The organism is Stutzerimonas stutzeri (assembly GCF_013522825.1).
Taxonomy (GTDB): Bacteria; Pseudomonadota; Gammaproteobacteria; order Pseudomonadales; family Pseudomonadaceae; genus Stutzerimonas; species Stutzerimonas stutzeri_AK.
The window spans coordinates 13502-38136 of the sequence record NZ_JAAMQZ010000042.1 but is presented as its reverse complement, the minus strand read 5'-3'; the positions used below and the strand labels follow the sequence as shown (position 1 = coordinate 38136).

23 protein-coding genes, 2 tRNA genes and 1 pseudogene are annotated in these 24635 nt (G+C 61.1%); 10 read left to right on the top strand and 16 right to left on the bottom strand.

Annotated elements, in window-relative coordinates:
- Window positions 1-125 precede the first annotated feature (125 nt).
- From G7020_RS20335 to G7020_RS20290, 10 genes and pseudogenes are all read right to left on the bottom strand, one after another.
- Window positions 126-500 (bottom strand): annotated as a pseudogene (locus G7020_RS20335) (DNA-3-methyladenine glycosylase); the annotation flags it as partial.
- Window positions 501-668: 168 nt separating this feature from the next.
- Entirely contained in the window at window positions 669-1769 is a 1101-nt protein-coding gene (gene ychF, locus G7020_RS20330) for a redox-regulated ATPase YchF (protein WP_181086809.1), read from the bottom strand.
- Window positions 1770-1817: 48 nt separating this feature from the next.
- Complete coding sequence (gene pth / locus G7020_RS20325) at window positions 1818-2402, bottom strand: aminoacyl-tRNA hydrolase (RefSeq protein WP_181086808.1); 585 nt, start codon at window positions 2400-2402, stop codon at window positions 1818-1820.
- Between the two features lie 35 nt (window positions 2403-2437).
- The gene (locus tag G7020_RS20320; RefSeq protein ID WP_181086807.1) at window positions 2438-3055 is read right to left on the bottom strand and encodes a 50S ribosomal protein L25/general stress protein Ctc; all 618 of its coding nucleotides are present in this window, start codon (window positions 3053-3055) and stop codon (window positions 2438-2440) included.
- Between the two features lie 123 nt (window positions 3056-3178).
- Window positions 3179-4120, bottom strand: coding sequence for a ribose-phosphate diphosphokinase (locus tag G7020_RS20315; RefSeq protein ID WP_181086806.1), 942 nt, complete (start codon window positions 4118-4120; stop codon window positions 3179-3181).
- An 82-nt stretch (window positions 4121-4202) separates the two neighbouring features.
- Window positions 4203-4277, bottom strand: a tRNA-Gln gene (locus G7020_RS20310).
- A 47-nt stretch (window positions 4278-4324) separates the two neighbouring features.
- Window positions 4325-4399, bottom strand: a tRNA-Gln gene (locus tag G7020_RS20305).
- 18 nt (window positions 4400-4417) lie between these two features.
- A complete protein-coding gene (ispE, locus tag G7020_RS20300; RefSeq protein WP_181086805.1) occupies window positions 4418-5278 on the bottom strand; it encodes a 4-(cytidine 5'-diphospho)-2-C-methyl-D-erythritol kinase in 861 nt (286 codons plus the stop codon).
- Window positions 5278-5898 (bottom strand): lipoprotein insertase outer membrane protein LolB, encoded by a 621-nt coding sequence (gene lolB / locus G7020_RS20295; RefSeq protein WP_181086804.1) that lies wholly within the window; start codon window positions 5896-5898, stop codon window positions 5278-5280. The genes ispE and lolB overlap by 1 nt, the downstream gene beginning before the upstream one ends.
- Before the next feature lie 3 nt (window positions 5899-5901).
- Window positions 5902-7629, bottom strand: a complete 1728-nt coding sequence (locus G7020_RS20290; protein WP_181086803.1) for a tetratricopeptide repeat protein — start codon at window positions 7627-7629, stop codon at window positions 5902-5904.
- 183 nt (window positions 7630-7812) lie between these two features.
- Here G7020_RS20290 and hemA point away from each other — a divergent pair, with 183 nt between their 5' ends.
- The 6 genes from hemA to G7020_RS20260 all read left to right on the top strand — a co-directional run bounded on the left by hemA (window position 7813) and on the right by G7020_RS20260 (window position 13226).
- Window positions 7813-9081, top strand: coding sequence for a glutamyl-tRNA reductase (gene hemA, locus G7020_RS20285; RefSeq protein WP_181086802.1), 1269 nt, complete (start codon window positions 7813-7815; stop codon window positions 9079-9081).
- Window positions 9078-10160: a peptide chain release factor 1 gene (gene prfA, locus G7020_RS20280; RefSeq protein ID WP_181086801.1), complete on the top strand. Its 1083-nt coding sequence runs from the start codon at window positions 9078-9080 to the stop codon at window positions 10158-10160. The genes hemA and prfA overlap by 4 nt, the downstream gene beginning before the upstream one ends.
- A 78-nt stretch (window positions 10161-10238) precedes the next feature.
- On the top strand, window positions 10239-11093 hold the full coding sequence (gene prmC, locus G7020_RS20275) for a peptide chain release factor N(5)-glutamine methyltransferase (protein ID WP_181086800.1): 855 nt from the start codon (window positions 10239-10241) through the stop codon (window positions 11091-11093).
- The gene (locus G7020_RS20270; RefSeq protein WP_181086799.1) at window positions 11080-11835 is read left to right on the top strand and encodes a molybdopterin-synthase adenylyltransferase MoeB; all 756 of its coding nucleotides are present in this window, start codon (window positions 11080-11082) and stop codon (window positions 11833-11835) included. Before prmC ends, G7020_RS20270 begins: the two co-directional genes overlap by 14 nt.
- On the top strand, window positions 11828-12619 hold the full coding sequence (gene murI / locus G7020_RS20265) for a glutamate racemase (protein WP_181086798.1): 792 nt from the start codon (window positions 11828-11830) through the stop codon (window positions 12617-12619). The genes G7020_RS20270 and murI overlap by 8 nt, the downstream gene beginning before the upstream one ends.
- Window positions 12620-12707: 88 nt before the next feature.
- Entirely contained in the window at window positions 12708-13226 is a 519-nt protein-coding gene (locus G7020_RS20260) for an acyloxyacyl hydrolase (RefSeq protein WP_181086797.1), read from the top strand.
- A gap of 95 nt (window positions 13227-13321) precedes the next feature.
- Here the strand turns inward: G7020_RS20260 and G7020_RS20255 are convergent, their stop codons facing one another.
- From G7020_RS20255 to upp, 3 genes are all read right to left on the bottom strand, one after another.
- Complete coding sequence (locus G7020_RS20255) at window positions 13322-13642, bottom strand: YkgJ family cysteine cluster protein (protein WP_181086796.1); 321 nt, start codon at window positions 13640-13642, stop codon at window positions 13322-13324.
- A 207-nt stretch (window positions 13643-13849) separates the two neighbouring features.
- Window positions 13850-15112: a uracil-xanthine permease family protein gene (locus G7020_RS20250; RefSeq protein WP_181086795.1), complete on the bottom strand. Its 1263-nt coding sequence runs from the start codon at window positions 15110-15112 to the stop codon at window positions 13850-13852.
- Between the two features lie 2 nt (window positions 15113-15114).
- A complete protein-coding gene (upp, locus tag G7020_RS20245) occupies window positions 15115-15753 on the bottom strand; it encodes a uracil phosphoribosyltransferase (protein ID WP_181086794.1) in 639 nt (212 codons plus the stop codon).
- A 173-nt stretch (window positions 15754-15926) separates the two neighbouring features.
- On the opposite strand from upp, the gene G7020_RS20240 reads away from it, so the two are divergent.
- The 4 genes from G7020_RS20240 to G7020_RS20225 all read left to right on the top strand — a co-directional run bounded on the left by G7020_RS20240 (window position 15927) and on the right by G7020_RS20225 (window position 23328).
- A complete protein-coding gene (locus G7020_RS20240; protein ID WP_181086793.1) occupies window positions 15927-16484 on the top strand; it encodes a hypoxanthine-guanine phosphoribosyltransferase in 558 nt (185 codons plus the stop codon).
- 549 nt (window positions 16485-17033) lie between these two features.
- Window positions 17034-19001 carry a DUF1302 domain-containing protein gene (locus G7020_RS20235; protein ID WP_181086792.1) on the top strand — a complete coding sequence of 656 codons (1968 nt, stop codon included), beginning with the start codon at window positions 17034-17036 and terminating at the stop codon, window positions 18999-19001.
- Between the two features lie 99 nt (window positions 19002-19100).
- On the top strand, window positions 19101-20462 hold the full coding sequence (locus tag G7020_RS20230; protein WP_181086791.1) for a DUF1329 domain-containing protein: 1362 nt from the start codon (window positions 19101-19103) through the stop codon (window positions 20460-20462).
- Between the two features lie 244 nt (window positions 20463-20706).
- Window positions 20707-23328: a LuxR C-terminal-related transcriptional regulator gene (locus G7020_RS20225; protein WP_181086790.1), complete on the top strand. Its 2622-nt coding sequence runs from the start codon at window positions 20707-20709 to the stop codon at window positions 23326-23328.
- A gap of 10 nt (window positions 23329-23338) precedes the next feature.
- Here G7020_RS20225 and G7020_RS20220 read toward each other — a convergent pair whose 3' ends face one another.
- The 3 genes from G7020_RS20220 to G7020_RS20210 all read right to left on the bottom strand — a co-directional run bounded on the left by G7020_RS20220 (window position 23339) and on the right by G7020_RS20210 (window position 24514).
- A complete protein-coding gene (locus G7020_RS20220; RefSeq protein ID WP_181086789.1) occupies window positions 23339-23590 on the bottom strand; it encodes a DUF3509 domain-containing protein in 252 nt (83 codons plus the stop codon).
- A 116-nt stretch (window positions 23591-23706) separates the two neighbouring features.
- Window positions 23707-23970, bottom strand: coding sequence for a YebG family protein (locus tag G7020_RS20215; protein WP_181086788.1), 264 nt, complete (start codon window positions 23968-23970; stop codon window positions 23707-23709).
- A 79-nt stretch (window positions 23971-24049) separates the two neighbouring features.
- Window positions 24050-24514 (bottom strand): multidrug transporter, encoded by a 465-nt coding sequence (locus tag G7020_RS20210; protein ID WP_181086787.1) that lies wholly within the window; start codon window positions 24512-24514, stop codon window positions 24050-24052.
- Window positions 24515-24635: the final 121 nt, after the last annotated feature.

Genomic DNA, 24635 nt, shown 5'->3' with positions numbered 1-24635 from the left:
CGGTTGAGTGGCCGGATGGCCGTGGAATCAGTGGCCGGATGCGCGTGGAATGGGTGGCCGGATCAGCGTGGAATCGGTGGTCAGATGCTCATGGAATGGGTGGCCAGATGACCGTGGAATCCGCAGTTGGCTCGCATGCGTTCGATGGATGCCTCGCAGGAAAGCGAGTCGACCCAGGGGTAACCGGCCTTGATGCAGACGGCGTTTCCATCGCCCTGAACGCTAAAGTTCAGCGAGTCTCCGCCGCGGGAGTAATAAAGGTAGAGGTGCCCGGCGGGCATGAACATGGCCCGCCGTGACGGACTGTTACCAAGCGAGGAGTGGCTGGCCTTCTCGTCAATGTAATAGGCCTCGGTCTCGATGATGCGTGCCGATAGCCATAGGCCGTCGACGCAATGGCGAATCACTGTTCCCAGCAGCTCGCGTGCGACGAGCTGGGCGTCCCGATCGAAAAAGGTGTCGTCAAGATTTTTCTGGGGTAGTTCGGCAAGGCTGTGCATCGCTACTCCGTTTCGGCAGGTGTCCCTTTTCCGACCACGTGAGCGAGACGAATGTCCGTACTTGGCGTCGGGAACCGACACTGGTCTGATGGATGGGCTGAGCTTTCCCTACTCCAGAACGCAGAAAGCCCCGCAGTGCGGGGCTTTCCAGGGCTTCGAGGATATCGATCAGACGTTGAATCTGAAATGCATCACGTCGCCATCCTTGACGATGTATTCCTTGCCTTCCAGACGCCATTTTCCGGCTTCCTTGGCCCCGGCTTCGCCCTTGTACTGGATGAAGTCGTTGTAGGCGATGACTTCGGCGCGGATGAAGCCTTTTTCGAAGTCGGTATGGATGACGGCGGCGGCTTGCGGTGCGGTGGCGCCGACCTTGACGGTCCAGGCACGGACTTCCTTCACGCCGGCGGTGAAGTAGGTCTGCAGGTTGAGTAGCTCGTAGCCGGCGCGGATGACGCGGTTCAGACCCGGTTCGCTCATGCCGATGGCTTCGAGGAACATGTCTTTTTCTTCGCCGTCATCCAGTTCGGCGATTTCCGCTTCGATTTTGTTGCATACCGGCACCACGATGGCGCCTTCTTCCTCGGCGATGGCTTTCACTACGTCGAGGTGCGGGTTGTTTTCGAAACCGTCCTCGGCGACGTTGGCGATATACATCACCGGCTTGCTGGTCAGCAGGTGGAAGCTGCGTACCAGGCGCTTCTCCTCGTCACCGAGGTTTTTCAGCAATGAGCGCGCCGGCTTGCCTTCAGTAAAGTGCGGAATCAGCTTTTCCAGCAAGGCCTTTTGTGCCACGGCGTCCTTGTCGCCGCCCTTGGCATTGCGGGCGACTTTCTGCAATTGCTTCTCGCAACTGTCGAGGTCGGCGAAGATCAGTTCCAGATCGATGATTTCGATATCGCGCCTGGGGTCGACGCTGTTGGAGACATGAATAACGTTTTCGTCCTCGAAGCAGCGCACCACGTGGGCGATGGCGTCGGTTTCGCGGATATTGGCGAGGAATTTGTTGCCCAAGCCTTCACCCTTGGAGGCGCCAGCGACCAGGCCGGCGATGTCGACGAACTCCATGGTGGTCGGCAGTACGCGCTCAGGCTTGACGATCTCGGCCAGCGCAGCCAGGCGCGCGTCGGGCATCGGCACGATGCCGCTGTTCGGCTCGATGGTGCAGAAGGGGAAGTTCTCTGCAGCGATACCGGATTTGGTCAGGGCGTTGAACAGGGTGGACTTGCCGACGTTGGGCAGGCCGACGATGCCGCAATTGAATCCCATGAGTGTTGAACCCTCGCGCAGATGAAATCGAAAAAAAGGGGAGAGCTGTCAGGCCTTCTGGCTGTGCAGGCGTCGCATTGCGCCGGTCCAGTCGCCGGTCAGGATTTCCGGCAGCACGTCGAAGGTGAAGTCGATGCTGGCGTCCAGCTTCTCACGTTCTGACTGTGGTGCCCGACCCAGTACATAGCCGGTTACCAGGCTGCTGTGTCCGGGATGGCCGATGCCCAGACGCAGGCGGTGAAAGTTGTTCTGATTGCCGAGCCTGGCGATGATGTCGCGCAGCCCGTTGTGCCCGCCGTGTCCGCCACCCTGCTTGAGTTTGGCGACGCCGGGAGGCATGTCGAGTTCATCGTGGGCAACCAGGATAGCCTCGGGAGGAATTCGGAAAAATCCGGCCAGTGCCACCACCGCCTGACCGCTGCGGTTCATGTAGGTGGTGGGAATCAACAGGCGGACGTCTTCGTCCTGATGGCGAAACTTGCCGACCAGGCCGAAATACTTGCGATCGACGCTGAGGTTGACGCCCTTGTGGGCGGCCAGACGCTCAACGAAAAGGGCTCCTGCGTTATGCCGGGTCTGGTCGTATTCGGGGCCTGGATTTCCCAGGCCGACGATCAGTTGTACGGCAGTCACGACAGAGGCCCTTCCTTCAGCTGGCTGCGAGTGGGTTACTCGGCAGCGCCTTCTTCTTTCTCGGCGTCATCCTTGTTCACGCGCGGCGCGTGAATGTTGACGACCGGCAGGTCACTGCCATGCTGCAGTGCGACGAAAGCAACGCCTTGCGGCAGCTTCAGATCGCTCATGTGCAGCACCTGGCCGACTTCCATATTGGCGATGTCGACTTCGATGAAGTCCGGCAGATCCTGTGGCAGGCAGGTCACTTCGGCATCCGGCAGGTTCAGGTAGATCTCGCCACCCTGCTGCTTGACGCCAATGGAGGTGTCCTGGTTGATCAGGTGCACCGGAACGGTAGCGGTCAGCTTCTGGCCGGCGACGACGCGCTGGAAGTCAGCGTGCAGCACGAAGCCCTTGGCCGGATGACGCTGCAGTGCCTTGATCACGACCTCCTGGTTCTTGCCGTCGACGTTCAGCTTGATGATGTTGCTGAAGGCGATTTCGTTTTCCAGCATTTTGGCCAGGTCTTTGGCCAGAATGCTGATCGATTGCGGCGCAGCTTCGCCACCGTAGATCACGGCCGGTACGAGGTTGGCGTTACGACGCAGGCGGCGGCTCGCACCTTTCCCCAGGTCGGAACGCTCTTGGGCATTCAGATTGAAGTCAGTCATTGTGTTTCTCCAGGATAGCAACGCGCCCGATGTGCTTGCGACCAGCACTATCGGGCGGTTGGATAGAAGCCTCGCATATCGCGGGGCACATTTTCGTTCGGCGCGAAGGACTAGGCTCGTAGCCTAGCGGAACATCGCGCTGATCGATTCAGCATTGCTGATGCGGCGAACCGCCTCAGCCACCATTGGTGCAATGTCCAGCTGGCGAATACGGGTACAGGATTGGGCGGCAGCTGACAGCGGAATGGTATTGGTCACCACCAGTTCGTCGAGTACCGAGCCGTCGATGTTCTCGATGGCGCGACCGGACAGGATCGGGTGGGTGCAATAGGCATAGACCTTTTCAGCGCCGTGATCCTTCAGTGCAGTAGCGGCGTGGCACAGGGTGCCGGCGGTATCGACCATGTCATCGACGAGGATGCAGGTACGGCCTTCGATATCGCCAATGATGTGCATCACTTCCGACTGGTTGGCCTTGGGCCGGCGCTTGTCGATGATCGCCAGGTCCACACCCAGCGATTTGGCTACGGCGCGAGCACGCACAACGCCGCCAATATCGGGGGAGACGATCATCAGGTTCTCGAAGCGCTGCGCCTGGATGTCATCGACCAGGACTGGCGAGCCGTAGATATTGTCTACCGGCATGTCGAAGAAGCCCTGGATCTGATCGGCGTGCAGGTCGACGGTGAGAACGCGATTGACGCCCACCACATCGAGCATGTCGGCCACGACCTTGGCGCTGATGGGGACGCGAGCGGAGCGCGGACGACGGTCCTGGCGAGCGTAACCAAAGTAGGGAATGACGGCCGTGATGCGCGTGGCGGAGGAGCGGCGGAAGGCATCGGCCATCACCACCAGTTCCATCAGGTTGTCATTGGTCGGTGCGCAGGTCGGCTGGATCAGGAAGACGTCCTTGCCGCGAACATTTTCGTTGATTTCGACACTGATTTCGCCATCGGAAAACTTTCCGACATAGGCGTCACCGAGGGGGATATGCAGCTGACGTACGACACGCCGGGCCAGGTCGGGGTTGGCGTTCCCCGTGAAGACCATCATCTTGGACACGCGCAGTACCTGCCTGAGGGTGGGTCCGATGAAACAAAAAGCTGTTCAAAAGGCCGGGCTTTTTGAACAGCTCTCAAGTGTATGGCAGGGGCGGCTGGATTCGAACCAACGCATGCCAGGATCAAAACCTGGTGCCTTACCGCTTGGCGACGCCCCTGTGGAAAAACATCTAGATGCCTGATCGTACGTACCCCGTGAGGGTTGTGGCAGGGGCGGCTGGATTCGAACCAACGCATGCCAGGATCAAAACCTGGTGCCTTACCGCTTGGCGACGCCCCTGTATCGTACAACCGAATGCTAGGCATTCACTTCCTGCGCCAGTTTTTCGAGCGTGCGGTGCAATATCGAAACATTGCGCCCTTGGGCTACGAAACCGGGCATGTCGGCTGGAAGCTGGCGGCAGACTTTATCAGCCTCGGCCTTGTTTGGAAAGCTTCCAAACACACAAGCTCCAGTGCCGGTCATTCTTGCTGGAACAAATTTACCCAACAAGTTCAAAGCGTTACGGACTTCCGGATAGCGCTTTTCAACAACCGGCTGGCAGTCGTTATGACCGCCCTCTGCAAGAAGGCTGCGAACTGTAATGGCCGGGGTATTGCGTGTCAACTCCGGGTCGGAAAATATTTCCGCTGTACTAACAGAGACTTGCGGGGCGATGACCAGATACCACGGCTCGCTCAATTCGACCGGCTGCAGGCGTTCGCCTACACCCTCGGCAAAGGCCGCGCGACCCCGGACGAATACGGGGACGTCGGCGCCCAGCTCCAGTCCGATCTGCGCAAGGCACTCCTCGCCCATGCGGGTCTGCCAGAGGTGGTCGAGCCCCAGCAGGGTAGTGGCCGCATCGGAACTGCCGCCGCCGATTCCACCGCCCATGGGCAGGCGCTTGAGCAACTGGATGTCGGCGCCCTGACTGCAACCGCTGTGCGATTGCAGCAGGCGGGCAGCGCGCACGATCAGGTTGCTGTCGTGGTGCACGCCGAGTAATTCGGTATGTAGATGGATTTCTCCGTCGGCGCGGGACGTGAAGGTCAGTTCGTCGCCATGGTCGAGAAACTGGAATAGCGTCTGCAGTTCATGATAGCCATCGGCTCGCCGGCCGGTGATATGCAGCATCAGGTTGAGTTTGGCCGGAGCGGGCAGGGTGAGTGCGCGCATCAGCGGCCAAGCTGGCGTGGCTGCCAGTCCTTGATGACCAGGGTGATCTGCAGGTTCCGGCCTTCCAGCTTGATGCGCGAAGGAAGGGTGAGGCCGTTTTCTTCCACGTAACCCAGGTACTGAACGTCCCAGTCGTCCTGCTGAAGCGTGGCCAGCCGTCCAGTACTGTCGAGGGTGACGCGGCTGCGACTGTCCGGCGCGGGCAGCCCGCGAACCCACCAGAGCAGGTTGGAGACCGGCAATTGCCAGCCGAGTTGGCTTTCGACCAGCGCTTCAGGCGATTTTGCCTCGAAGCGGCCCTGTCCGGCGACTTCCAGTATTACGGCGTCCGGTCGGCCCGTGAGGCGGGTCGCGCCGCGGCCCAGCGGGCCGGAGAGGCGGATGTCGAAATAGTCCTGGCGCTGCAGCCAGAACAGGGTGCCGCTGCCAGAGTCCTGCGGCGCGCGAATGCCGATCTTGCCGCTGATCTGCCAGCCGTCGATATGGCCGATCCGCGCCTTGTGGGTTTTCCAGTCTTCGGCACTGCCGGGACCTTCGACCGATTCCTGCGGGCCGAGGCCGGCGCAGCCGGCGAGCAGCAGGGCAAATAGTGGGAGCAGCAGGTTACGCATGGTCAGCATGGGTCAGGGTTTCTCCGAGCCGGTCAGGCGTTTCAGGGTTTCACGCAGAATCCTGCTGTCCGGTTGCAGCTTCAGGGCTTCAGTCCAGATGGCGCGTGCTTCGCGCCGTTTGCCTGCGCTCCAGAGCACCTCGCCCAGGTGAGCGGCGACTTCGTGGTCGGGGAGGCGCTCGTGCGCCTGGCGCAGTTGAGCTTCGGCCTGCTCCAGATTGCCCAGGCGGTAATTCACCCAGCCGAGGCTGTCGAGAATCGCCGCATCGTCTGGGTTGAGTGCGTAGGCCTGCTCGATAAGCGCCAGGGCTTCGCTGTAGCGACCCGTGCGGTCGGCCAGGGTGTAGCCCAGCGCGTTGAGGGCCATGGCGTTGTCCGGTTCGCGTTCGATGATAAAGCGTAGATCCTGTTCCAGCTGCTTCAGATCACCCCGCTTCTCGGCGACCATGGCGCGGGTGTAGAGCAGGCTGAGGTCATCGGGAAACTGCTGCAGCGCCTGTTCGGTCAGTTGCCAGGCCTGTTCGGTCTGCTGTTGGCCGGAGAGTGCTTCGATCTCGATGAGGTACAGCTGGATGGCGTAGTCGGGCTGCTGCTCACGGGCGCGGGCCAGCAGTTGCGAGGCCTCCTGATGACGACCCAGGGAAAACAGCAGCTCGGCCTGCATCAGCTGCGCCGGCAGGTACTCGTTGCCGGGGCCAACGGCGGCGAACGCGGCCAGTGCCTGCTCCGGTTCGCCGAGTTCGCGCCAGGCGCGACCGAGGTTGAACTGGGCGGCATCGACATGGCTGCCGCGCTCGATCAGCTCCTCCAGATAGACGATGGCTTCGCGCCAGGCCTGGGCTTCGAGACAGACCAGCGCCATCGAGAAGCGCAGGTCGTCGTCACCGGGGTATTGCTGGACCAGGGTGGCGAATTCGCCCATGGCATCGTCAAGGCGCTCCTGCTCCACCAGCAGTCGCGCGTAGGTCAGGCGCAGGCGCTTGTCTTCGGGGTGGCGGCGCAGGCTTCTTTCCAGGATGGGCAGGGCTTCGTTGCCGCGGTCGAGAATCTGCAGCAGGCGTGCCTGCAGGAGTGTCGAGGGAATCTGCTGCTGGCTGGCGGGCTGTGCTTCGAGCAGGGCCAAGGCTTCTTCGGGGCGCTCGTCCTGTTGCAGCAGCACGGCTTTGCCGAAGGTCAGCTGCGGATTGTCGGGATGCCGGGCCAGCAGCTGATCGAAACTTTGCAGCAGGCCGGCGCGCGTATCGGGATCGGTCTGGGCGGCTGACAGGGCGAGGAAGTCGAAGTGGGTGTCGCCCTGGCCTTGCAAGACCTTCTCCATGAATTCCAGGGATTCCTCGTAACGCCCGGTGCGCGCCAGCTGCACGGCGGCGGCGCGCTGGGCGTCGAGGTTGTTCGGAGCGTTGTCGGCCCAGATCATCGCGGTATCGAGTGCTGCCTGCTCGGCGCCCAGATATTCGGCGATGCGGAAGCCGCGTTCGGCAACGGCTGCATCCTGGGTCGCACTGGCCTGGATGACGTAATTGTTCAGGGCAATGTCGAAACGATTGCGCTGCCCGGCCAGTTCGGCCACCAGCAAGGAATACAGCGTGTCCCTGCTGAACGACGCGTATTCGTCGGGGCTGATTGTCGCAGGCTCCGGCAGCGACTCTTCGACCGGCGGGCTGCTTTCGGGAGCGCTTTGCAAAAGGCTTTGGCAACCACCGAGAAACAGGGCGGCGCTGAGGACGAGGAGCTTGTTCATAGGAAATACAAGGGCTGATCTGCGGTCGCGGCATGATGACACAAGCCGTCAGGCAAGCACATGGGCGGCTCACGAGGCGATTTGGTTGACTCAATCCCTGTACAGACAATGAAGGTCAACGGTTGTTCTGAAGCAGGCGAAGTAGGAGAATCTCGCGCTCTGTTCTGGAATCAGCGATCCCGCATGGCTTTCATCGCGCTTGGCATCAATCACAAGACCGCATCGGTGGATGTGCGCGAGCGTGTGGCGTTCACGCCTGAGCAAATGGTCGAAGCGTTGCAGCAACTGTGCCGGGTGACCCCGACGCGTGAGGCTGCCATCCTTTCGACCTGCAATCGCAGCGAGTTGTATCTGCAGCAGGATCAGGCTGAAGCCGAACAGGTGCTGGCCTGGCTGGCCGGCTACCACAGCCTGAACCTCGATGACCTCAAGGCTTGCGCCTACGTTCATGTCGATGATCAGGCGGTGCGGCACATGATGCGCGTCGCATCCGGTCTCGACTCAATGGTACTTGGCGAGCCGCAGATTCTCGGTCAGATGAAATCCGCCTATGCCGTTGCCCGCGAGGCGGGCAGTCTGGGTCCTTTGCTGGGTCGCCTGTTCCAAGCCACGTTCAGTACCGCCAAGACCGTGCGCACCGACACGGCCATCGGTGAGAACCCGGTATCAGTCGCCTTTGCCGCCGTCAGCCTGGCCAAGCAGATCTTCGCCAATCTGGATCGTAGCCAGGCTCTGCTGATCGGTGCCGGCGAGACCATCACCCTGGTTGCGCGTCATCTGCACGAACAGGGCGTCAAGCGCATCGTCGTCGCCAACCGGACTCTCGAACGGGCCAGTGCGCTGGCCGAGCAGTTCGGGGCTCATGCCATCCTGCTCGCCGATATCCCGCAGGAGCTGTACAACAGCGACATCGTCATCAGTTCCACCGCCAGTCAACTGCCCATTCTTGGCAAGGGCGCGGTGGAACAGGCGCTGAAAAAGCGCAAGCACAAGCCCATGTTCATGGTTGATATTGCCGTACCACGGGATATCGAGCCGCAGGTAGGCGAGCTGGAAGATGTCTATCTTTACACCGTCGACGATCTCCATGAAGTGGTGGCGGAGAACCTCAAGAGTCGCCAGGGCGCTGCCATGGCCGCCGAGGAACTGGTTGCCGCCGGTACTGATGATTTCATGGTGCGGCTGCGCGAACTGGCCGCGGTGGACGTGCTCAAGGCCTATCGGCAACAGGCAGAGCGGATTCGTGACGACGAGTTGAGCAAGGCGCAGCGGCTGCTTGCCAACGGCAGCAGCGCTGAGGAGGTGCTGGTCCAGCTGGCGCGCGGCCTGACCAACAAGCTGCTGCACGCACCCAGCGTGCAGTTGAAAAAACTTTCCGCCGAAGGGCGAGTGGAGGCACTGGGCATCGTTCAGGAGCTTTTCGCTCTGCAAGAACACACGGACAAACCATGAAAGCGTCGTTGCTCAACAAACTCGACATCCTGCACGACCGCTTCGAAGAACTGACGGCGCTGCTGGGCGATGCCGAAGTGATCAGCGATCAGACCCGCTTCCGCGCCTATTCGCGCGAATACGCCGAGGTCGAACCGGTCATCGACGTCTACCGCGAATTCCTCAAGCTGCAGTCCGACCTCGAAGGCGCCCAGGCGCTGCTCAAGGACAGCGATCCAGACGTGCGCGAGATGGCTGAGGAAGAGGTTGAGCAGGCCCGCAGCCAGTTGGAGGGAATCGAGGCGCGGCTGCAGCGCATGTTGCTACCCAGGGACCCGAAGGACGGTCGCAACGTCTTTCTGGAAATCCGCGCCGGCACCGGTGGCGACGAGGCGGCGATCTTCTCCGGCGACCTGTTTCGCATGTACTCGCGCTATGCCGAACGCCAAGGCTGGCGCGTCGAAATCCTTTCGGAAAGTCCCGGCGAACATGGCGGCTACAAGGAAGTGATCTCGCGGGTCGAAGGCGACAACGTCTATGCCAAGCTGAAGTTCGAGTCCGGCGCACACCGTGTTCAGCGCGTGCCGGAAACCGAATCCCAGGGCCGTATCCATACCTCGGCCTGTACGGTAGCGGTGCTGCCGGAGCCGGACGAGCAGATCGCCATCGAGATCAATCCGGCTGATCTGCGGGTAGATACCTATCGCGCGTCGGGCGCCGGTGGTCAGCACATCAACAAAACCGACTCGGCCGTGCGCATTACCCACCTGCCCAGCGGCATCGTAGTCGAATGCCAGGAGGAGCGCTCACAGCACAAGAACCGCGCGCGCGCCATGTCCTGGCTGGCCGCCAAGCTGCAGGATGTGCAGGACAGCGCCGCGCACAAGGAAATCTCCGATACGCGCAAGCTGCTGGTCGGCTCCGGTGATCGTTCCGAGCGCATCCGTACCTACAATTTCCCCCAGGGTCGCGTGACCGATCACCGTATCAACCTGACCCTGTACTCGCTCGGCGAAGTCGTCGGTGGTGCGGTGGAACAGGTCATCGAACCGCTGCTGCAGGAATACCAGGCCGACCAGCTGGCGGCTCTGGGCGATTAACGACAGCAGCAAGCTTCAAGCCACAAGCTGATTACGTGGCGTCTTGTAGCTTGAGACTTGTAGCTTGAGGCTTAACGTATGGCCACCATCGAATCCCTGCTGAACGACAGCGACCTGCCCGACTCGCCGAGCGCCCGGCTGGATGCCGAGCTGCTGCTCGCCCATGTACTGGGCACGTCGCGCAGCTATCTGCACACCTGGCCGGAGCGGGAGCCCGGCGCCGAGCAGTGCAAGGCCTTCGCCGAATACCTGGAACGCCGCCGCCGTGGCGAGCCGGTGGCCTATATCCTCGGGCGCCAGGGTTTCTGGAGCCTCGAACTGGAAGTCGCGCCACATACGCTGATCCCCCGACCGGACACCGAACTGCTGGTCGAAACCGCACTGCAGCTGCTCCCGGCGACTGCCGCTCAGGTTCTGGACCTGGGCACAGGCACCGGTGCGATTGCCCTGGCGTTGGCCAGTGAGCGCCCGGTGTGGCGGGTGACAGGGGTGGACCGCGTCGCCGAGGCCGTTGCCCTGGCGACACGCAACGCCCGGCAGTTGCGCCTGGACAATGTGCGCTTTCATCAAAGCCACTGGTTTTCCGCGCTGACGGGGCAGCGCCATGAGCTGATCGTGAGCAACCCACCCTATATTCCCGCTGGCGATCCGCATCTGTCCCAGGGCGACGTGCGCTTCGAGCCGGGCAGTGCCCTGGTGGCCGGCGAGGACGGTCTGGACGACATTCGTCAGATCATCGCCCAGGCGCCTGCTTATCTGCACGATGCTGGCTGGCTGTTGCTGGAGCATGGCTATGACCAGGCCGGGGCGGTGCGAGGACTACTCACCGAAGGCGGCTTCGTCTCGGTGCAAAGTCGGCGCGACTACGGCGGACATGAACGTATCAGCCAGGGGCGATTGAATAGGGGAGAAGCTGTGCATGTTGAGCGATGACGAGCTGCTGCGTTACAGCCGCCAGATACTGTTGAAACAGGTCGATATCGACGGCCAACTGAAGCTCAAGCAAAGCCGCGTGCTGATCGTCGGGCTGGGCGGCCTGGGCTCGCCCGTGGCGCTGTATCTGGCTGCCGCCGGCGTTGGCGAATTGCATCTGGCCGATTTCGACAGCCTCGATCTGACCAACCTGCAGCGGCAGATCGTGCATGAAACGGCCTCGGTCGGCCTGCCCAAGGTGGACTCCGCCATCGCGCGCCTGTCGGCGCTCAACCCGCAGGTGAAGCTGGTGCCGCATCGCGTTGCGCTGGATGCCGACTGTATCGGAGAGGTTGTCGACGAGGTCGATCTGGTGCTGGACTGCACCGACAACTTCAACATTCGCGAGGTGCTCAATGTCGCCTGCGTGGCCGCGAAGAAGCCGCTGGTCAGTGGTGCCGCCATCCGCCTGGAAGGGCAGCTGTCGGTTTTCGATCCGCGTATCGAGAGCAGTCCGTGCTACCACTGCCTGTACGGGCATGGCAGCGAAGCCGAGCTGACCTGCAGCGAGGCCGGCGTGCTGGGGCCGGTGGTCGGTGTGATCGGTAGCCTGCAGGCGCTCGAAGCGCTGAAGCTGCTGGCCGGTTTCGGTGAGCCGCTGGTGGGCCGGTTGTTGCTGGTGGATGCGCTGGGCAGTCGCTTCCGTGAGCTGAAGGTCAAGCGCGATCCGGCCTGCGCGGTCTGTGGGCCACAGCATGGCTGACAATGCGCCGATCGGCGTCTTCGACTCCGGTGTCGGCGGACTTTCGGTGCTGCGCGAAATTCGCCTGCGCCTGCCGCATGAATCATTGCTGTACCTGGCCGACAGCGGCCATGTGCCTTATGGCGAGAAAAGCCCCGAGTTCATCCGCGAGCGCTGCCGTTCGATTGCCGCCTTTCTGCTGGAGCAGGGCGCCAAGGCGTTGGTACTGGCCTGCAATACCGCAACCGCCGCCGGTATCGCTGAATTGCGTGAGCGCTATCCGCAGATTCCTCTGGTGGGCATGGAGCCGGCGGTCAAACCGGCAGCGCGGGCGACCCGCAGTGGCGTGGTGGGCGTGCTGGCCACGACCGGCACGCTTAAAAGCGCCCGCTTTGCGGCCCTGCTGGATCGTTTCGCCAGCGATGTGCGGGTCATTACCCAGCCCTGTCCCGGCCTGGTCGAATGCATCGAGACCGGTGAGCTGAATTCGCCGGCCACCCGCGCACTGCTCGATACTTTCGTCCAGCCTCTGCTTGAGCAGGGCTGCGATACGCTGATTCTCGGCTGTACGCACTACCCCTTCATCAAGCCGCTGCTGGCCGAAATGGTGCCATCGACCGTTACCCTGGTGGACACTGGGGCGGCAGTGGCGCGCCAGCTCGAAACGGTGCTCGCAGCTCGCCATCAGTTGGCTGAGGGCGAGCCGGGCGCACATTTCTGGAGCAGTGGCGAACCTCAGCGACTCGCGGATGTGCTGCCGACACTTTGGGGTGAAGGCGCGGCAGTTAGCTACTATCCTGATTAGGAACTCCCCGCTGCGCCTGCTTTCTGTATTTGGGGTGACATCCAATAAACAACAAAAGTGATGCCTACTTTTTGATAAGGAAAATCTGATGAAGAAGCTGATCTCCCTCGCTGCGATTGCAGTTGTTTCGTTGGGTCAGGTGGCTGCCGTTCACGCGTTGGATCTAACCGCTGCTGTTGGCCGCACTGGCGAGTCGACGACGACCTATCGGCTCGGGGCGCAGTTCGATTTCAATCGTAGCTGGTTCCAGAGCAGTGTAGGGCGGCTCACCGGCTACTGGGATGCCGGCTACACCTATTGGGAAGGTGACAAGACATCGAGCAACCACAGCATATCGCTGACGCCGGTGTTCGTTTACGAATTCGCAGGTGATGCGGTCAAGCCCTACCTGGAACTGGGCATCGGTGTTGCGGCGTTCGAGAATACCGAAGTGGAAAACAACGACCTGGGCTCTTCATTCCAGTTCGAGGACCGCATCGGCGCAGGCTTGCGCTTCGCAGGTGGGCATGAAGTGGGCGTGCGTGCGATTCACTATTCCAATGCCGGCATCAAGAATCCCAACGATGGGATAGAGAGTTACTCGCTGCACTATCGGATGTCGTTCTGATAATGCGGAGCCCGGCGCCTTGTGCGTCGGGTTATGCCTTCTGATCGTCGGATTACGCCTTCGGCTAATCCGACCTACAAAGGGTCGGGACAGGCTCAGCGATCTTCCCGATAGGCTGAGGCAGAGCCCTTACGCTCATCCAGGCAGTCTTCCGAACCCAATTCGAATTCCCGACAAATCAGCGGGCGCCGCTCATAGATGGTACAGCGCATGCTGTCTCGGTCGAGCGCGGCGCACCAGCCATCATCCAGGCGGCGCATGACCTGACCACCCCATGCGTCCACATCGATGAAGCGCTGCGGTACGCCGGTATCGCTGATCAGCATGACTTCCAGCCGGCAGCAGCAGGCCGCGCATGTGCTGCAACTGAGGCGGTTGTCGCTCAGCTGCCGATGGGGAATGAGAGGATTGGACATGCGGCCAGTGTAAACCTGTGGGAGCGGATTGAGCCGTGAATGCAGCAGAGCCGTCGGTTACGCCTTCGGAGACCCGGATTACGCCTTCGGCTAATCCAGGCTACGGTCTTGTCCGCGAGCCGTAGGTTGGGTTGGCCGAAGGACGGTTGCGTGTCAAGTAAGCAGGAAAACCTCCGCGCGGGGCCATAAAGCAAAGGCCCTGCGCACTCAACTGTTCTCTTCGAGCTGCTTGTTCTTCCAGCCTTCGCCGCCTGGCAGCAGCAGGTTGAGCACCAGCGCGATGATGGCGCACAGCGAGATGCCGGAAAGGGCGAACTCGCCATAACCGATCACCATGCCGCCGATGCCGAATACCAGCGTCACCGACACGATGATGAGATTGCGCGCTTCGGACAGGTCCACCTGATGACGGATCAGGGTGCTCAGGCCGACCACCGCAATCGAGCCGAACAGCAGGCAGAGGATGCCGCCCATCACCGGTACCGGAATGCTCAGCAGTGCCGCGCCGAACTTGCCGATAAAGGCCAGCACGATGGCGAAAACGGCAGCCCAGGTCATGACCTTCGGGTTGTAGTTTTTCGTCAGCATCACCGCGCCAGTGACTTCCGCATAGGTGGTATTGGGCGGGCCGCCGAACAGACCCGCCGCTGACGTCGCCAGGCCATCGCCCAGCAGCGTGCGGTGCAGGCCCGGCTTCTTGATGAAGTTCTTGCCCGTCACGCCGCCAATCGCCACCACGCCACCGATGTGTTCGATAGCGGGCGCCAGCGCCACCGGGACCATGAACAGGATCGCCCCCCAGTGAAACTCCGGAGCGACGAAGTTTGGCAGTGCCAGCCAGGGCGCTGCGGCGATGCCGCTGGTATCGACCACGTCGAACGCGAAGCAAAGGCTGTAGCCCACCGCGACGCCCGCCAGGATTGGCACCAGGCGAAACAGCCCGCGTCCCAGCACGGCGACCAGCAGGGTGGTCAGCAGCGCTGGCATCGAGATCAGCATGGCTGTTTCGTAAGGTATCAGCTGTGCGCTGCCATCGCCGGCCTTGCCCATCGCCATATTCACCGCAACCGGAGAAAGGGCCAGGCCAATGGAGATGATGACCGGCGCGATGACTACCGGCGGCAACAGGCGGTCAATGAAACCGGGACCCTTGAGCTGCACCGCGAAGCCGAGAAAGATATAGACGATGCCGGCCGCGACCACCCCGCCGAGCACGGCGGGCAGGCCGAAATCGGCCTTGGCAGCGATGATCGGTGCGATAAAGGCGAAACTCGATGCCAGGAAAACCGGCACCTGGCGCTTGGTGACGAGCTGAAACAGCAGCGTGCCGATCCCGGCGGTAAACAGCGCCACGTTGGGATCCATCCCGGTGATCAGTGGCATCAGTACGAGCGCGCCGAAGGCGACAAACAGCATCTGCGCGCCGGCCAGCACCTGCCGACCGATGGGCTCTTCCATGGCTTGCGACATGCTCAGACGTCCTTCTGCTTGGTGCCAAAAAGCTTATCGCCAGCATCACCCAGGCCGGGCACGATATAACCGTTTTCGTCCAGCCGTTCATCTATCGAGGCGGTATAGATGAGAACGTCCGGATGAGCCTGCTCCACAGCCTTGATGCCTTCTGGTGCGGCGACCAGCACCAGTGCGCGGATTTCCTTGCAGCCGGCTTTCTTCAGCATGTCGATGGTCGCGACCATGGAACCGCCGGTGGCCAGCATCGGGTCGATGATCATCGCCAGGCGCTGGTCGAGATTATCTACCAGTCGCTCAAGATAAGTATGTGCCTGCAGGGTTTCTTCGTTGCGTGCGATGCCGACAGCGCTGACCTTCGCGCCGGGAATCAGGCTGAGCACGCCGTCGAGCATACCGATACCGGCGCGCAGAATAGGCACTACCGTGATCTTCTTGCCGGAAATCTTCTCTACCTGAACCGGGCCGCACCAGCCATCGATGCTGTAGTTTTCCAGTGGCAGATCGCGGGTTGCCTCGTACGTCAGGATCGATCCAACCTCCTGTGCCAGTTCGCGGAAGTTCTTGGTGCTGATATCGGCTCGGCGCATCAGCCCAAGTTTGTGGCGAATAAGCGGGTGGCGAATTTCTCTAATGGACATGGCTGACTCCGGCAGGCGAATAAACCGGCGTAGATTAATGCATCGCAGGGATAGCGGCTATTTATGTGTCGAACGGCACTTGCTCTGCCTGCATTGGCATCGGTATCGTCGCGCCCCTTGAAAGTGCAGCCGACCGGGCTGTGTCCGCCCATTACTGTTCTGGAGCATCACCAGTGTCCGTCGATCTCGCACATATCCGCCAAGTCATGGCTGAAGCTGATTGCCTGCACGCCGAAGCCGAGGTCGAGGCCGCCATCGAGGCCGTCGCGGGCAGAATCAATGCTGATCTGGCCGAGCGTAACCCCGTGGTGTTCTGCGTGATGAACGGCGGCCTGATCTTTTCCGGCAAACTGCTGACCAAGCTGAACTTTCCGCTGGAACTGTCCTATCTGCACGCCACGCGCTATCGCAACGAGACCAGTGGCGGCGACCTGTTCTGGAAGGCCAAGCCGGAAATTTCCTTTATCGACCGTGACGTCTTGATCATCGATGACATCCTCGACGAAGGGCACACCCTGAGCGCGATCATCGACTTCTGTCGCCACGCCGGTGCCACCGCCGTCCATACTGCCGTGTTGGTGGACAAGGATCACCAGCGCAAGGCCCGTCCGGACCTCAAGGCCGACTACGTGGGGCTGAATTGTGCGGATCGCTACGTGTTCGGCTACGGCATGGACTACAAGGGCTACTGGCGCAACGCGCCCGGCATCTATGCGGTGAAGGGCCTGTAACCAGTAAAATCTTGCAGCTGAGCCGCTATTAGGGGATGGAGTAGGTTGGATTAGCCAAAGGCGTAATCCGACGCTGCGATGCAGGCGCCATCTGCCGGCCATGCACCCGGCCCCGTTCGCGGTTGGCGACGGAAGCGCCTGCGGTGATTCCATCCTACGATTGTTTCCTTTCACCTCAAGCATTGCGCCGCGGTAACGTTTCGGCGCTCATGCTCTCCTGCCAAAGTATTGCTTGGTCGATTCTCCTTGCTGACGTCACGCGCCGCGGGCGCTTGGGCAGGGCTGACGAGGGCGCGATTCTCCGTTTTTCTGTATACAGGGTCGCAACAGCTCTATTCCGGGGCTTGCATGGGCGGTGCTGGCGACTAATCTGTTGCATAGCCTGGCGGCAACGAATCTGGCCATGCCATGCAAAATGCTGCCGAAGCCCAGAGCTGGCAAGGCTGTTAATACTTAAGGACTACAAAGCAAATCAAACCTTAGTGCGCTTAACCCACTGCCGGCGTGTGGTTAGGGTGGAGCGTACTTTGAACCAACCAGGAGCGCCTCATGACAAAAACAACAAGGCAAGGATACTTCCAGCCCAAAACACTGGCCCTTGCCGTTGCGCTGGGTACTGCTGCACCGGCTTATGCAGTCAATTTCAATATCGGGGAAATCGAGGGGCAGTTCGACTCGTCCATGTCCATCGGCGCAAGCTGGTCCATGGCTGATCGGGATATGGACCTGGTGGGTGAGGCGAATGGAGGTACTGGTTATACCCAGACTGGCGATGATGGCCGGTTGAATTTCAAGAAAGGCGAAACCTTCTCGAAGATCTTCAAGGGCGTACACGACCTTGAACTGCGTTACCGCGACAGCGGTGCCTTTGTGCGTGGCAAGTATTGGTACGACTTCGAGCTGAAGGATGAAAGTCGTCTGCACAAGGACATCAGTGACGACGGTCGCAAGGTGGCTGCAAAAGCTTCCGGCGCCGAGATTCTCGATGCCTTCCTTTATCACAACTACTCCATCAGCGATTTGCCGGGCACCGTGCGGGTCGGTCGGCAGGTGGTGAGCTGGGGCGAGAGCACCTTTATCGGCAACTCGATCAATTCGATCAACCCGGTCGATGCCGCCGCTTTCCGCCGCCCTGGTGCGGAAATCAAGGAAGGCCTGATTCCGGTCAATATGCTGTACCTCTCTCAAAGCCTGAGTGATCGGTTGAGCATGGAGACCTTCTACCAGTTGAGCTGGAAGCAAACCGTCGTCGATAACTGCGGCACGTTCTTCTCCTCGGCTGATGTAGCGGCCAATGGCTGCAATGACAATTATCATATTCTCAACAGCGAGCTGATCAGTCTGCTGGGGGGGGTAGATGCGCTGAATGCCGCGTCTGCGGTGCTGCCTGTAACGCTGGCTCCTGTCAGTACGTCTGACGTCGGTCTGAACTATAGCCAGGAAGGCATGTTGGTTCGTCGCGGCAAGGACAACACGGCGCGCGACGATGGTCAGTGGGGTTTGGCCCTGCGCTGGCAGGGTGACAATACCGAGTACGGCGGCTACTTCATGAACTACCACAGCCGTACGCCTTTCCTTAGCATGCAGAATGCGGATGCGTCGGCACTGGCGGGTATTCCGGGTGCCATGCAAAGCATCTATAACACTCTTGGCGCGAGCCTTTTCGGTGGGCCGGCTGGCTGGTTGGGTACGGGCGCCTATTGGGGGGCAGGGGGTACTGGCAATCCGGGGGGAGCGGGCTACAACGCCGCATTGGGTGCGCAAGCCCAAACCCTGGCTGCTGCAGCCGTGGCGGTCGGCAACGGTCGTTACTTCATGGACTATCCTGAGGACATCCGCCTGTATGGTCTGAGTTTCTCCACCGTACTGCCTACCGGCACTGCGTGGCAGGGCGAGCTCAGCTACAGGCCGAACGCTCCGGTACAGATCAATACCCAGCAGATGACCCTGGCTCTGGCCAATGTGGTGACGGGAGGGTCGGCACCGGGCGCCATACAGAGCGGTTATGACCGTAAGGAAGTCACTCAGATTCAGACCACCTTCACCCACTTCTTCGATCAGGTTCTGGGGGCTTCGCGCCTGACGCTGGTCGGTGAGGTTGGTTTTGCCCATGTCGGCGGTCTGGAGAGCAAGAGCAAAAACCGTTATGGACGCGATCCGATTTACGGCATTACTGGAAGTGCCGTGGACCCGAATGAAACCTCGCTGGCACGTTATGGCGACCATGGTTTCACCACTGCCAACTCCTGGGGCTATCGCCTGCGCGCACTGGCTGACTACAACAACGTATTCGCCGGCGTGAACCTGACGCCGAATATCTCCTTCTCTCATGACGTCGATGGCTACGGCCCCAACGGCCTGTTCAACGAAGGTGCCAAGGCGGTCAGCATCGGGCTGGATGCCGTCTACCAGAACACCTACACCGCCAGCCTGTCCTACACCGACTTCTTCGGCGGGGATTACAACACGCTGGTTGACCGTGACTTCCTCGCCTTCAGCGTAGGCGTGAACTTCTAAGGAGCCTTTGCTAGCCCTGCCGAGGCGCCCTGACGGCGCTCGGCAGATCAGGTACAAGCAAGGCTGCGGCCAAACAAGATCTAGAGGAACTGGAAATTTATGAAAACAACAAGAAAACTGTTCAGCGTCCTGGCCTTCTCGCTGCTTGCAAGCAGCGTGATGGCTGCCGTTTCACCGGAGGAAGTCGCCAAGCTGGGCACGACGCTGACTCCGCTGGGCGCCGAGAGAGCCGGTAACGCCGATGGCAGCATCCCGGAGTGGACCGGCGGTCTGAAAACCGATGCCGCACCGCTCAAGAACGGCCACCTGACCAACCCGTTCAAGGACGAGCAGCCGAAGTTCGTCATCACCGCGCAGAACGCCGAGCAGTACAAGGCCAACCTCACTGCAGGCCAGATGGCGATGTTCCAGCGCTATCCGGATACCTACAGGATCCGCGTCTTCCCGACCCACCGGACCTCGGCGGTGCCTGACGCGATTTACGAGGCAGCCAAGAAGAGCGCGGCCAATACCGAGTTGGTCGAGGGCGGCAATGGGGTGAGCAATTTCACCGACAGCCGTTACTACGCCTTCCCGATTCCCAAGGACGGTCTTGAGGTGATGTGGAACCACATCACCCGTTACCGTGGCGGAAACGTCCGTCGCAACATCGCGCAGGCCACTCCGCAGACCAATGGCAGCTACACGATGGTGCATTTCGAGGATGAGGTGGCTTTCCCGTCGGAGATGAGCGATCTGGATCCCGAGCGCGCCAAGAACGCCTTGCTGTTCTTCAAGCAGCGCGTGACCGCTCCGTCGCGTCTGGCCGGTAACGTCCTGCTGGTGCATGACTCGCTGGATCAGGTGAAGGAGCCGCGCCAGGCGTGGATCTACAACGCCGGGCAGCGCCGCGTCCGCCGCGCTCCGCAGGTCGCCTACGATGGTCCGGGTACCGCCTCCGACGGCATGCGCACCACCGACAACTTCGATATGTTCAGCGGCGCGCCGGATCGCTACGACTGGAAGCTCATTGGCAAGAAGGAGCTGTACATCCCGTACAACAGCTACGAGATCGCTTCCAGCGATATCAAGTACAGCGACATCATCAAGGCAGGTCACGTCAACCAGGATCTGGCGCGCTATGAGTTGCACCGCGTCTGGGAAGTCGAGGCCACGCTCAAGAGTGGCGAGCGTAATATCTACGGCAAGCGTCGCTTCTTCATCGATGAAGACAGCTGGAGCATCGTCCAGTCGGAACTGTATGACGGACGCGGCCAGCTGTGGCGTGTAGGCGAGGCCCACATGCTGCAGTACTACCAGCACAAGGCGCAGGCATACGCCCTCGAAGCGTTGTACGACATCATTTCCGGTCGCTATATCGCCATCGGCATGAGCAACGAAGAGAAGCCCCATGCCTACGGCCATCGCGCCTCGGCACGGGACTTCACACCCGCTGCGCTGCGTAATGCGGGGGTGCGTTGATCGAGAACATCCTGCGTTGAACGAAGGCGGCCAAAATGGCCGCCTTTTTTATTTTCGCAACGAAAGATGATGTTTTTTGGCCGTTAAGCAGGGCGGATGGTCTCGCGCCACCTCTGTGAGTCGACAAAAGGTTCGGAATCGTGCAGCGTTGTGAGCGCAAAAGCGCGGCGGCAGGCTCCAATGGGAGCCAATGCGGCTGCGCTCACTGCTTTCTCATGGATCGATAGAACAAGAGAGCCTCACCATGTCCGTCCGCTTCAATCCCGGTGCGATCAGCACGGAAGCCGCCGCGCAGGTTCAGGTCGCGACCATTCCACGCCTGCCACCAGCGCATATTCCCAGGCCCCGCCTGATGGGCGTCCTGCTGGAAGCCCGTTGCCGACTGCGTCTGATCTGCGCGCCAGCGGGGTTTGGCAAAAGTGTGCTGTTGAGCGAATGTGCTCGCCGGGTGCCCGCCGATACGCATCTGATCTGGCTCGACCTGGGTGGCCGACCTTTTTCCGCCGAGGCGCTGTATTCGCAGCTCAGCCGGTACCTGGGCGGCTCGCCAACGCCGACAGTGGATATCCAGCAAGACCTGGTCAGCCTGTTGAGTGCGTCTCGGCAACCGTTGTGGATCATGCTCGATGACTATCCGAGGCAAGTGGCGCCGGCGTTCGATGCCTGTCTTGACATGTTGCTCGAACAAGGACCCGAATCCGTCAGCTGGTGGGTCAGCAGTCGTCGTCAGCCTGCATGGAAATTGCCTCGGCTGTTGCTCCAAGGTGATCTCTTCGAATTGCAGGGCGAAGCGCTGGCGCTGACCGCCAGCGAACTGAGGCAGATACTCAAGGCGCATCGTCTGGATCTTACCGAAGATACCTTCAAGCAATTGCTGGCAGGTAGTGAAGGCTGGTTGGCGGGGGTCAGCCTGCTGCTGTTCAATGCCGACGAGCAGGCAGTGCGCGAGCGCCTGCTGGCCGGAACGCCATTGCTCAGGGATTACGTACAGCGTGAAGTACTGGAGGGGCAGAGCGAGGAGATCTGTCGGGCACTGTATGCGCTGGCACGCCTGCCGCGTTTTTCCCCGCAGCTGTGCGAGCATGTGCTTGACGGGGCCGGCAGCAACATTCTCGATGTGTTGAAAACCTTTCAGCTGTTCATTCGCCAGATCGACAACTGTGGTGAATGGTTTCGTCTGTGGCGTCCGTTGGCGCTGATACTGCAGCGCATGCCGGAGTCGCTATCGCCCACCCAGACCCATCTGCGCGCCTGCCAGTGGTTTGCCAACCGTGGAGAGATGCGCGAAGCGGTCGAGCATGCCCTGTGGGCCGGACAGCCGGAGGTGGCTGCCAATTTTCTGCAGCGCTACGGGCAGGAGCAACTGCTCATCGGCGACAACGTTTCGCACTTTTTGAAGTGGCGCAGCGAGTTGCCGCAGGACCTGTTCGCCAGCACCACACGGCTGATCGTGCTGCAGGGATGGGCCTTGCTCATTTCGGCTCGGCTCGACGAAGTGGACGATTGTCTGGCCGATCTGGCCAAGTTCTTCCCGCAGCCTGACGCCCGGCGCCAGGCCCAGTTGCTGGCGCAGTGGCAGGCGCTACGCGGCTTCCTGGCGCGCCTGCGGGGTGAGCCCCAAGCTCGGGGTTATTGTCTGCAGGCGCTGGAGGTCCTGTCGGATCATGCCTGGGCGCAACGTGTGCTGTGCTATCAGGTGCTGTGCCAGCAGGCGATGGCCGAAGGCCAGCTCGAGCTGGCGCAGCAGTACAACAGCGAGGGCGTGAAACTCGCGCGGCTCAAGGGAAGTGTGCTGTACGAGATGATGCTCAGCGTTGATCGCATTCAGTTGCTGGAGCTGACCGGTGAGTTCGAGCGCGCCGTAGGTGTGCTCGATGAGTCACTGATGGTGCTGCGTGACAGTGTCGGACACAGCCCGATCATTGGCCGCCTGAAGTTGCTGCAAGGGCATCTGCTGGCCTATCAGGGGCTGGATGAGCCGGCTCGGGAAGCTTTCCAGCAAGGACGGATCGAGACCGAAACCTGCGGCGATTCCTACGTGTTCTTCGGCTATGCAGGGTTGGCCGAGCTGGCTGCGCGCAATCAGGAATTTCCCAGCGCCTACCATTGGCTGCGCGAGGCGGAACGGCTGACGCAATGGCGGCACGTACCGGAAGCCCGCTTTCGCGGCATTCTCCTGTTGATCACCGGGCTGACATGGCTGCATCAGGGGCAGTTGAGAAAGGCCCGTAGCGTGCTGAACCAGGTGCTGGAACTCTACGAGGGCCATGCCTACCTCGCGCCTTCAGGCTTTTACGAGCTGTTGCCACGGGTGCAGCGCTATCTGGCGATCATCGATATGCTGGCTGGTCGTTGCTCGCTGGCCATCGAAACATTGCGCGAGCTGATCGAGCAGAACCTTCGCGTGCAGCGGCTGGGCCTTGCCTGTGAATGTCGTTTCACCCTTGCCGAAGCGCTGCAGCTCGATGGCCGGCATGAAGAGGCGGAGCTGGAGTTGCGCAAGGCCCTGGGCGAGGCGGCAAAACAGCAGATGGTCAAGCCGCTGTACGAGCTCCAGCATCGCCAGCCGCAGTGGCTCGCCAAGATATTGCCTGCCGGAAAAGGCGAGCGCCTGCGTGATCGGCTTCTACAGTTCGAGCGCGAGCCGGAAGACCCCCTGGCGGTCGGTGATGAGGTGATGCTGAGCAATCGTGAACTTGCCGTGTTGCGGCTTATTGCCCAAGGCTGCTCGAACCAGGAGATTGCCGAGCAGCTGTTCATTTCACTGCATACGGTCAAGACCCATGCGCGGCGCATCAACACCAAGCTGGGCGTGGCGCGCCGTACCCAGGCGGTGGCGCGGGCCAAGGCGCTGGGCTGGCTCTGAGGCGGGGCAATCAAAAAGCGACGGAGCGCGGCAGAGGCATATCCTGGCTGCGTTCGATGGCGAGACTGAACTGCAGGCTGGTGATCAGGCGTTCGAGCTGCTGCTGATCACGCCACTGCCGGGTGCTGATGAAGCGCTTGACCGCCACCCCAGCTGTATCAGTGAGCGTCAGCAGGATGCTGCCGTCGGGCTTCTCGATGCTGAAATTGACGCAGTAGTCCGGTTGGAATACGTCACTGATTTGCTTGAATGGGCTTTCCATGGGGTATCCGATTGAAGGCTGCGTTCAATGGACAGGGGCGGTAATGACTAGTTTCGCCCGGCGGACGGGTGCCGCCGTGACAAAGGGAAGCAGGCGCTGAGTAAGCTCCTCGAGGTTCAGGACGTGACTTCCGATGCGGGAAGCTCGGCCAGGGCCTCGGGATTGTTTCTGAACGCCTTGGCGAACAGTTCCCGGTGCCTGGCCATATAGATGCCGATGTCCTCGGCCTGCTGCTCGCTCAGCGAAGGCGACGCCTGCTGCAGAACGGTCGCCAGTGCTTCGGCGAGTTCGAGCATCTTGTCGTGACGGTCGGCTTCTGCTTTATCCATGAACAAACGCTCCAGATCCCGGCTGCTGCGGTACACCACTTCAACGGCCATCCACTACCTCGGCTCAATGTATTGATACTGGTTTTTTATACAGCATAAATCGGCTGGCCCGAATTGGAAAGCGCTTGAGTCAGTGGGTGAAGTGCCCTTGCAGTCGTTCGGCGCGGAATTCCAGGGCGCTGGCGCGGTATCCCGCACGCAGCATGGGCAGCGGCAGGCAGGACTGCCAGCGCGCGCCAGGCTGCAAATCGCCTGCTCCGCCGTATTGCGGCGCATCGTAATTGGAGCCGACCAGATTCAGCGCCGAACCGGGCGAGTGGGCCGTCACGTTCCAGCGCAGGCTGCGCAGGGGTTTCGGGCTGTGGTTGTCGAGGGTGACCTGCAGGGGGCGGGTTGCCGGGCAGGTATCGGGCGCATAGACCAGGCGCAGTTCGAGTTGCGCCAGCAGTTGGGCCTCGCGCTGTTCCTGCCAGATGACCCAGGCGGCGACGAGGCCCAGGCCCAGCAGTGCGCCCAGTGATATAGGCAGTGCGCGCAGGGGGTAGCGGATCAGCAGGATCAGCCAGGTGACGATGAGCAGCGCGCCGATCAGCATGCTGATGCGCCTGATGCCGGTGTGCCTGTCGAATCGGACATCGAGACCTCGTTCTTGATTAACTGGGGTGTTGGCAGGGAGAACCCTGTGCAACACAGTCATTGAGTCGAACCCGGAACAT

Coding starts and splice junctions, on each gene's coding strand:
- G7020_RS20290 (WP_181086803.1), bottom strand. CDS start 7,629: ATGAACAAGCTCCTCGTCCTCAGCGCCGCCCTGTTTCTCGGTGGTTGC.
- upp (WP_181086794.1), bottom strand. CDS start 15,753: ATGTCCATTAGAGAAATTCGCCACCCGCTTATTCGCCACAAACTTGGG.
- G7020_RS20320 (WP_181086807.1), bottom strand. CDS start 3,055: ATGACTGACTTCAATCTGAATGCCCAAGAGCGTTCCGACCTGGGGAAA.
- G7020_RS20255 (WP_181086796.1), bottom strand. CDS start 13,642: ATGTCCAATCCTCTCATTCCCCATCGGCAGCTGAGCGACAACCGCCTC.
- hemA (WP_181086802.1), top strand. CDS start 7,813: ATGGCTTTCATCGCGCTTGGCATCAATCACAAGACCGCATCGGTGGAT.
- G7020_RS20270 (WP_181086799.1), top strand. CDS start 11,080: ATGTTGAGCGATGACGAGCTGCTGCGTTACAGCCGCCAGATACTGTTG.
- ispE (WP_181086805.1), bottom strand. CDS start 5,278: ATGCGCGCACTCACCCTGCCCGCTCCGGCCAAACTCAACCTGATGCTG.
- G7020_RS20260 (WP_181086797.1), top strand. CDS start 12,708: ATGAAGAAGCTGATCTCCCTCGCTGCGATTGCAGTTGTTTCGTTGGGT.
- G7020_RS20250 (WP_181086795.1), bottom strand. CDS start 15,112: ATGTCGCAAGCCATGGAAGAGCCCATCGGTCGGCAGGTGCTGGCCGGC.
- G7020_RS20215 (WP_181086788.1), bottom strand. CDS start 23,970: ATGGCCGTTGAAGTGGTGTACCGCAGCAGCCGGGATCTGGAGCGTTTG.
- G7020_RS20225 (WP_181086790.1), top strand. CDS start 20,707: ATGTCCGTCCGCTTCAATCCCGGTGCGATCAGCACGGAAGCCGCCGCG.
- prmC (WP_181086800.1), top strand. CDS start 10,239: ATGGCCACCATCGAATCCCTGCTGAACGACAGCGACCTGCCCGACTCG.
- prfA (WP_181086801.1), top strand. CDS start 9,078: ATGAAAGCGTCGTTGCTCAACAAACTCGACATCCTGCACGACCGCTTC.
- G7020_RS20210 (WP_181086787.1), bottom strand. CDS start 24,514: ATGCTGATCGGCGCGCTGCTCATCGTCACCTGGCTGATCCTGCTGATC.
- G7020_RS20230 (WP_181086791.1), top strand. CDS start 19,101: ATGAAAACAACAAGAAAACTGTTCAGCGTCCTGGCCTTCTCGCTGCTT.
- G7020_RS20235 (WP_181086792.1), top strand. CDS start 17,034: ATGACAAAAACAACAAGGCAAGGATACTTCCAGCCCAAAACACTGGCC.
- murI (WP_181086798.1), top strand. CDS start 11,828: ATGGCTGACAATGCGCCGATCGGCGTCTTCGACTCCGGTGTCGGCGGA.
- lolB (WP_181086804.1), bottom strand. CDS start 5,898: ATGCTGACCATGCGTAACCTGCTGCTCCCACTATTTGCCCTGCTGCTC.
- ychF (WP_181086809.1), bottom strand. CDS start 1,769: ATGGGATTCAATTGCGGCATCGTCGGCCTGCCCAACGTCGGCAAGTCC.
- G7020_RS20220 (WP_181086789.1), bottom strand. CDS start 23,590: ATGGAAAGCCCATTCAAGCAAATCAGTGACGTATTCCAACCGGACTAC.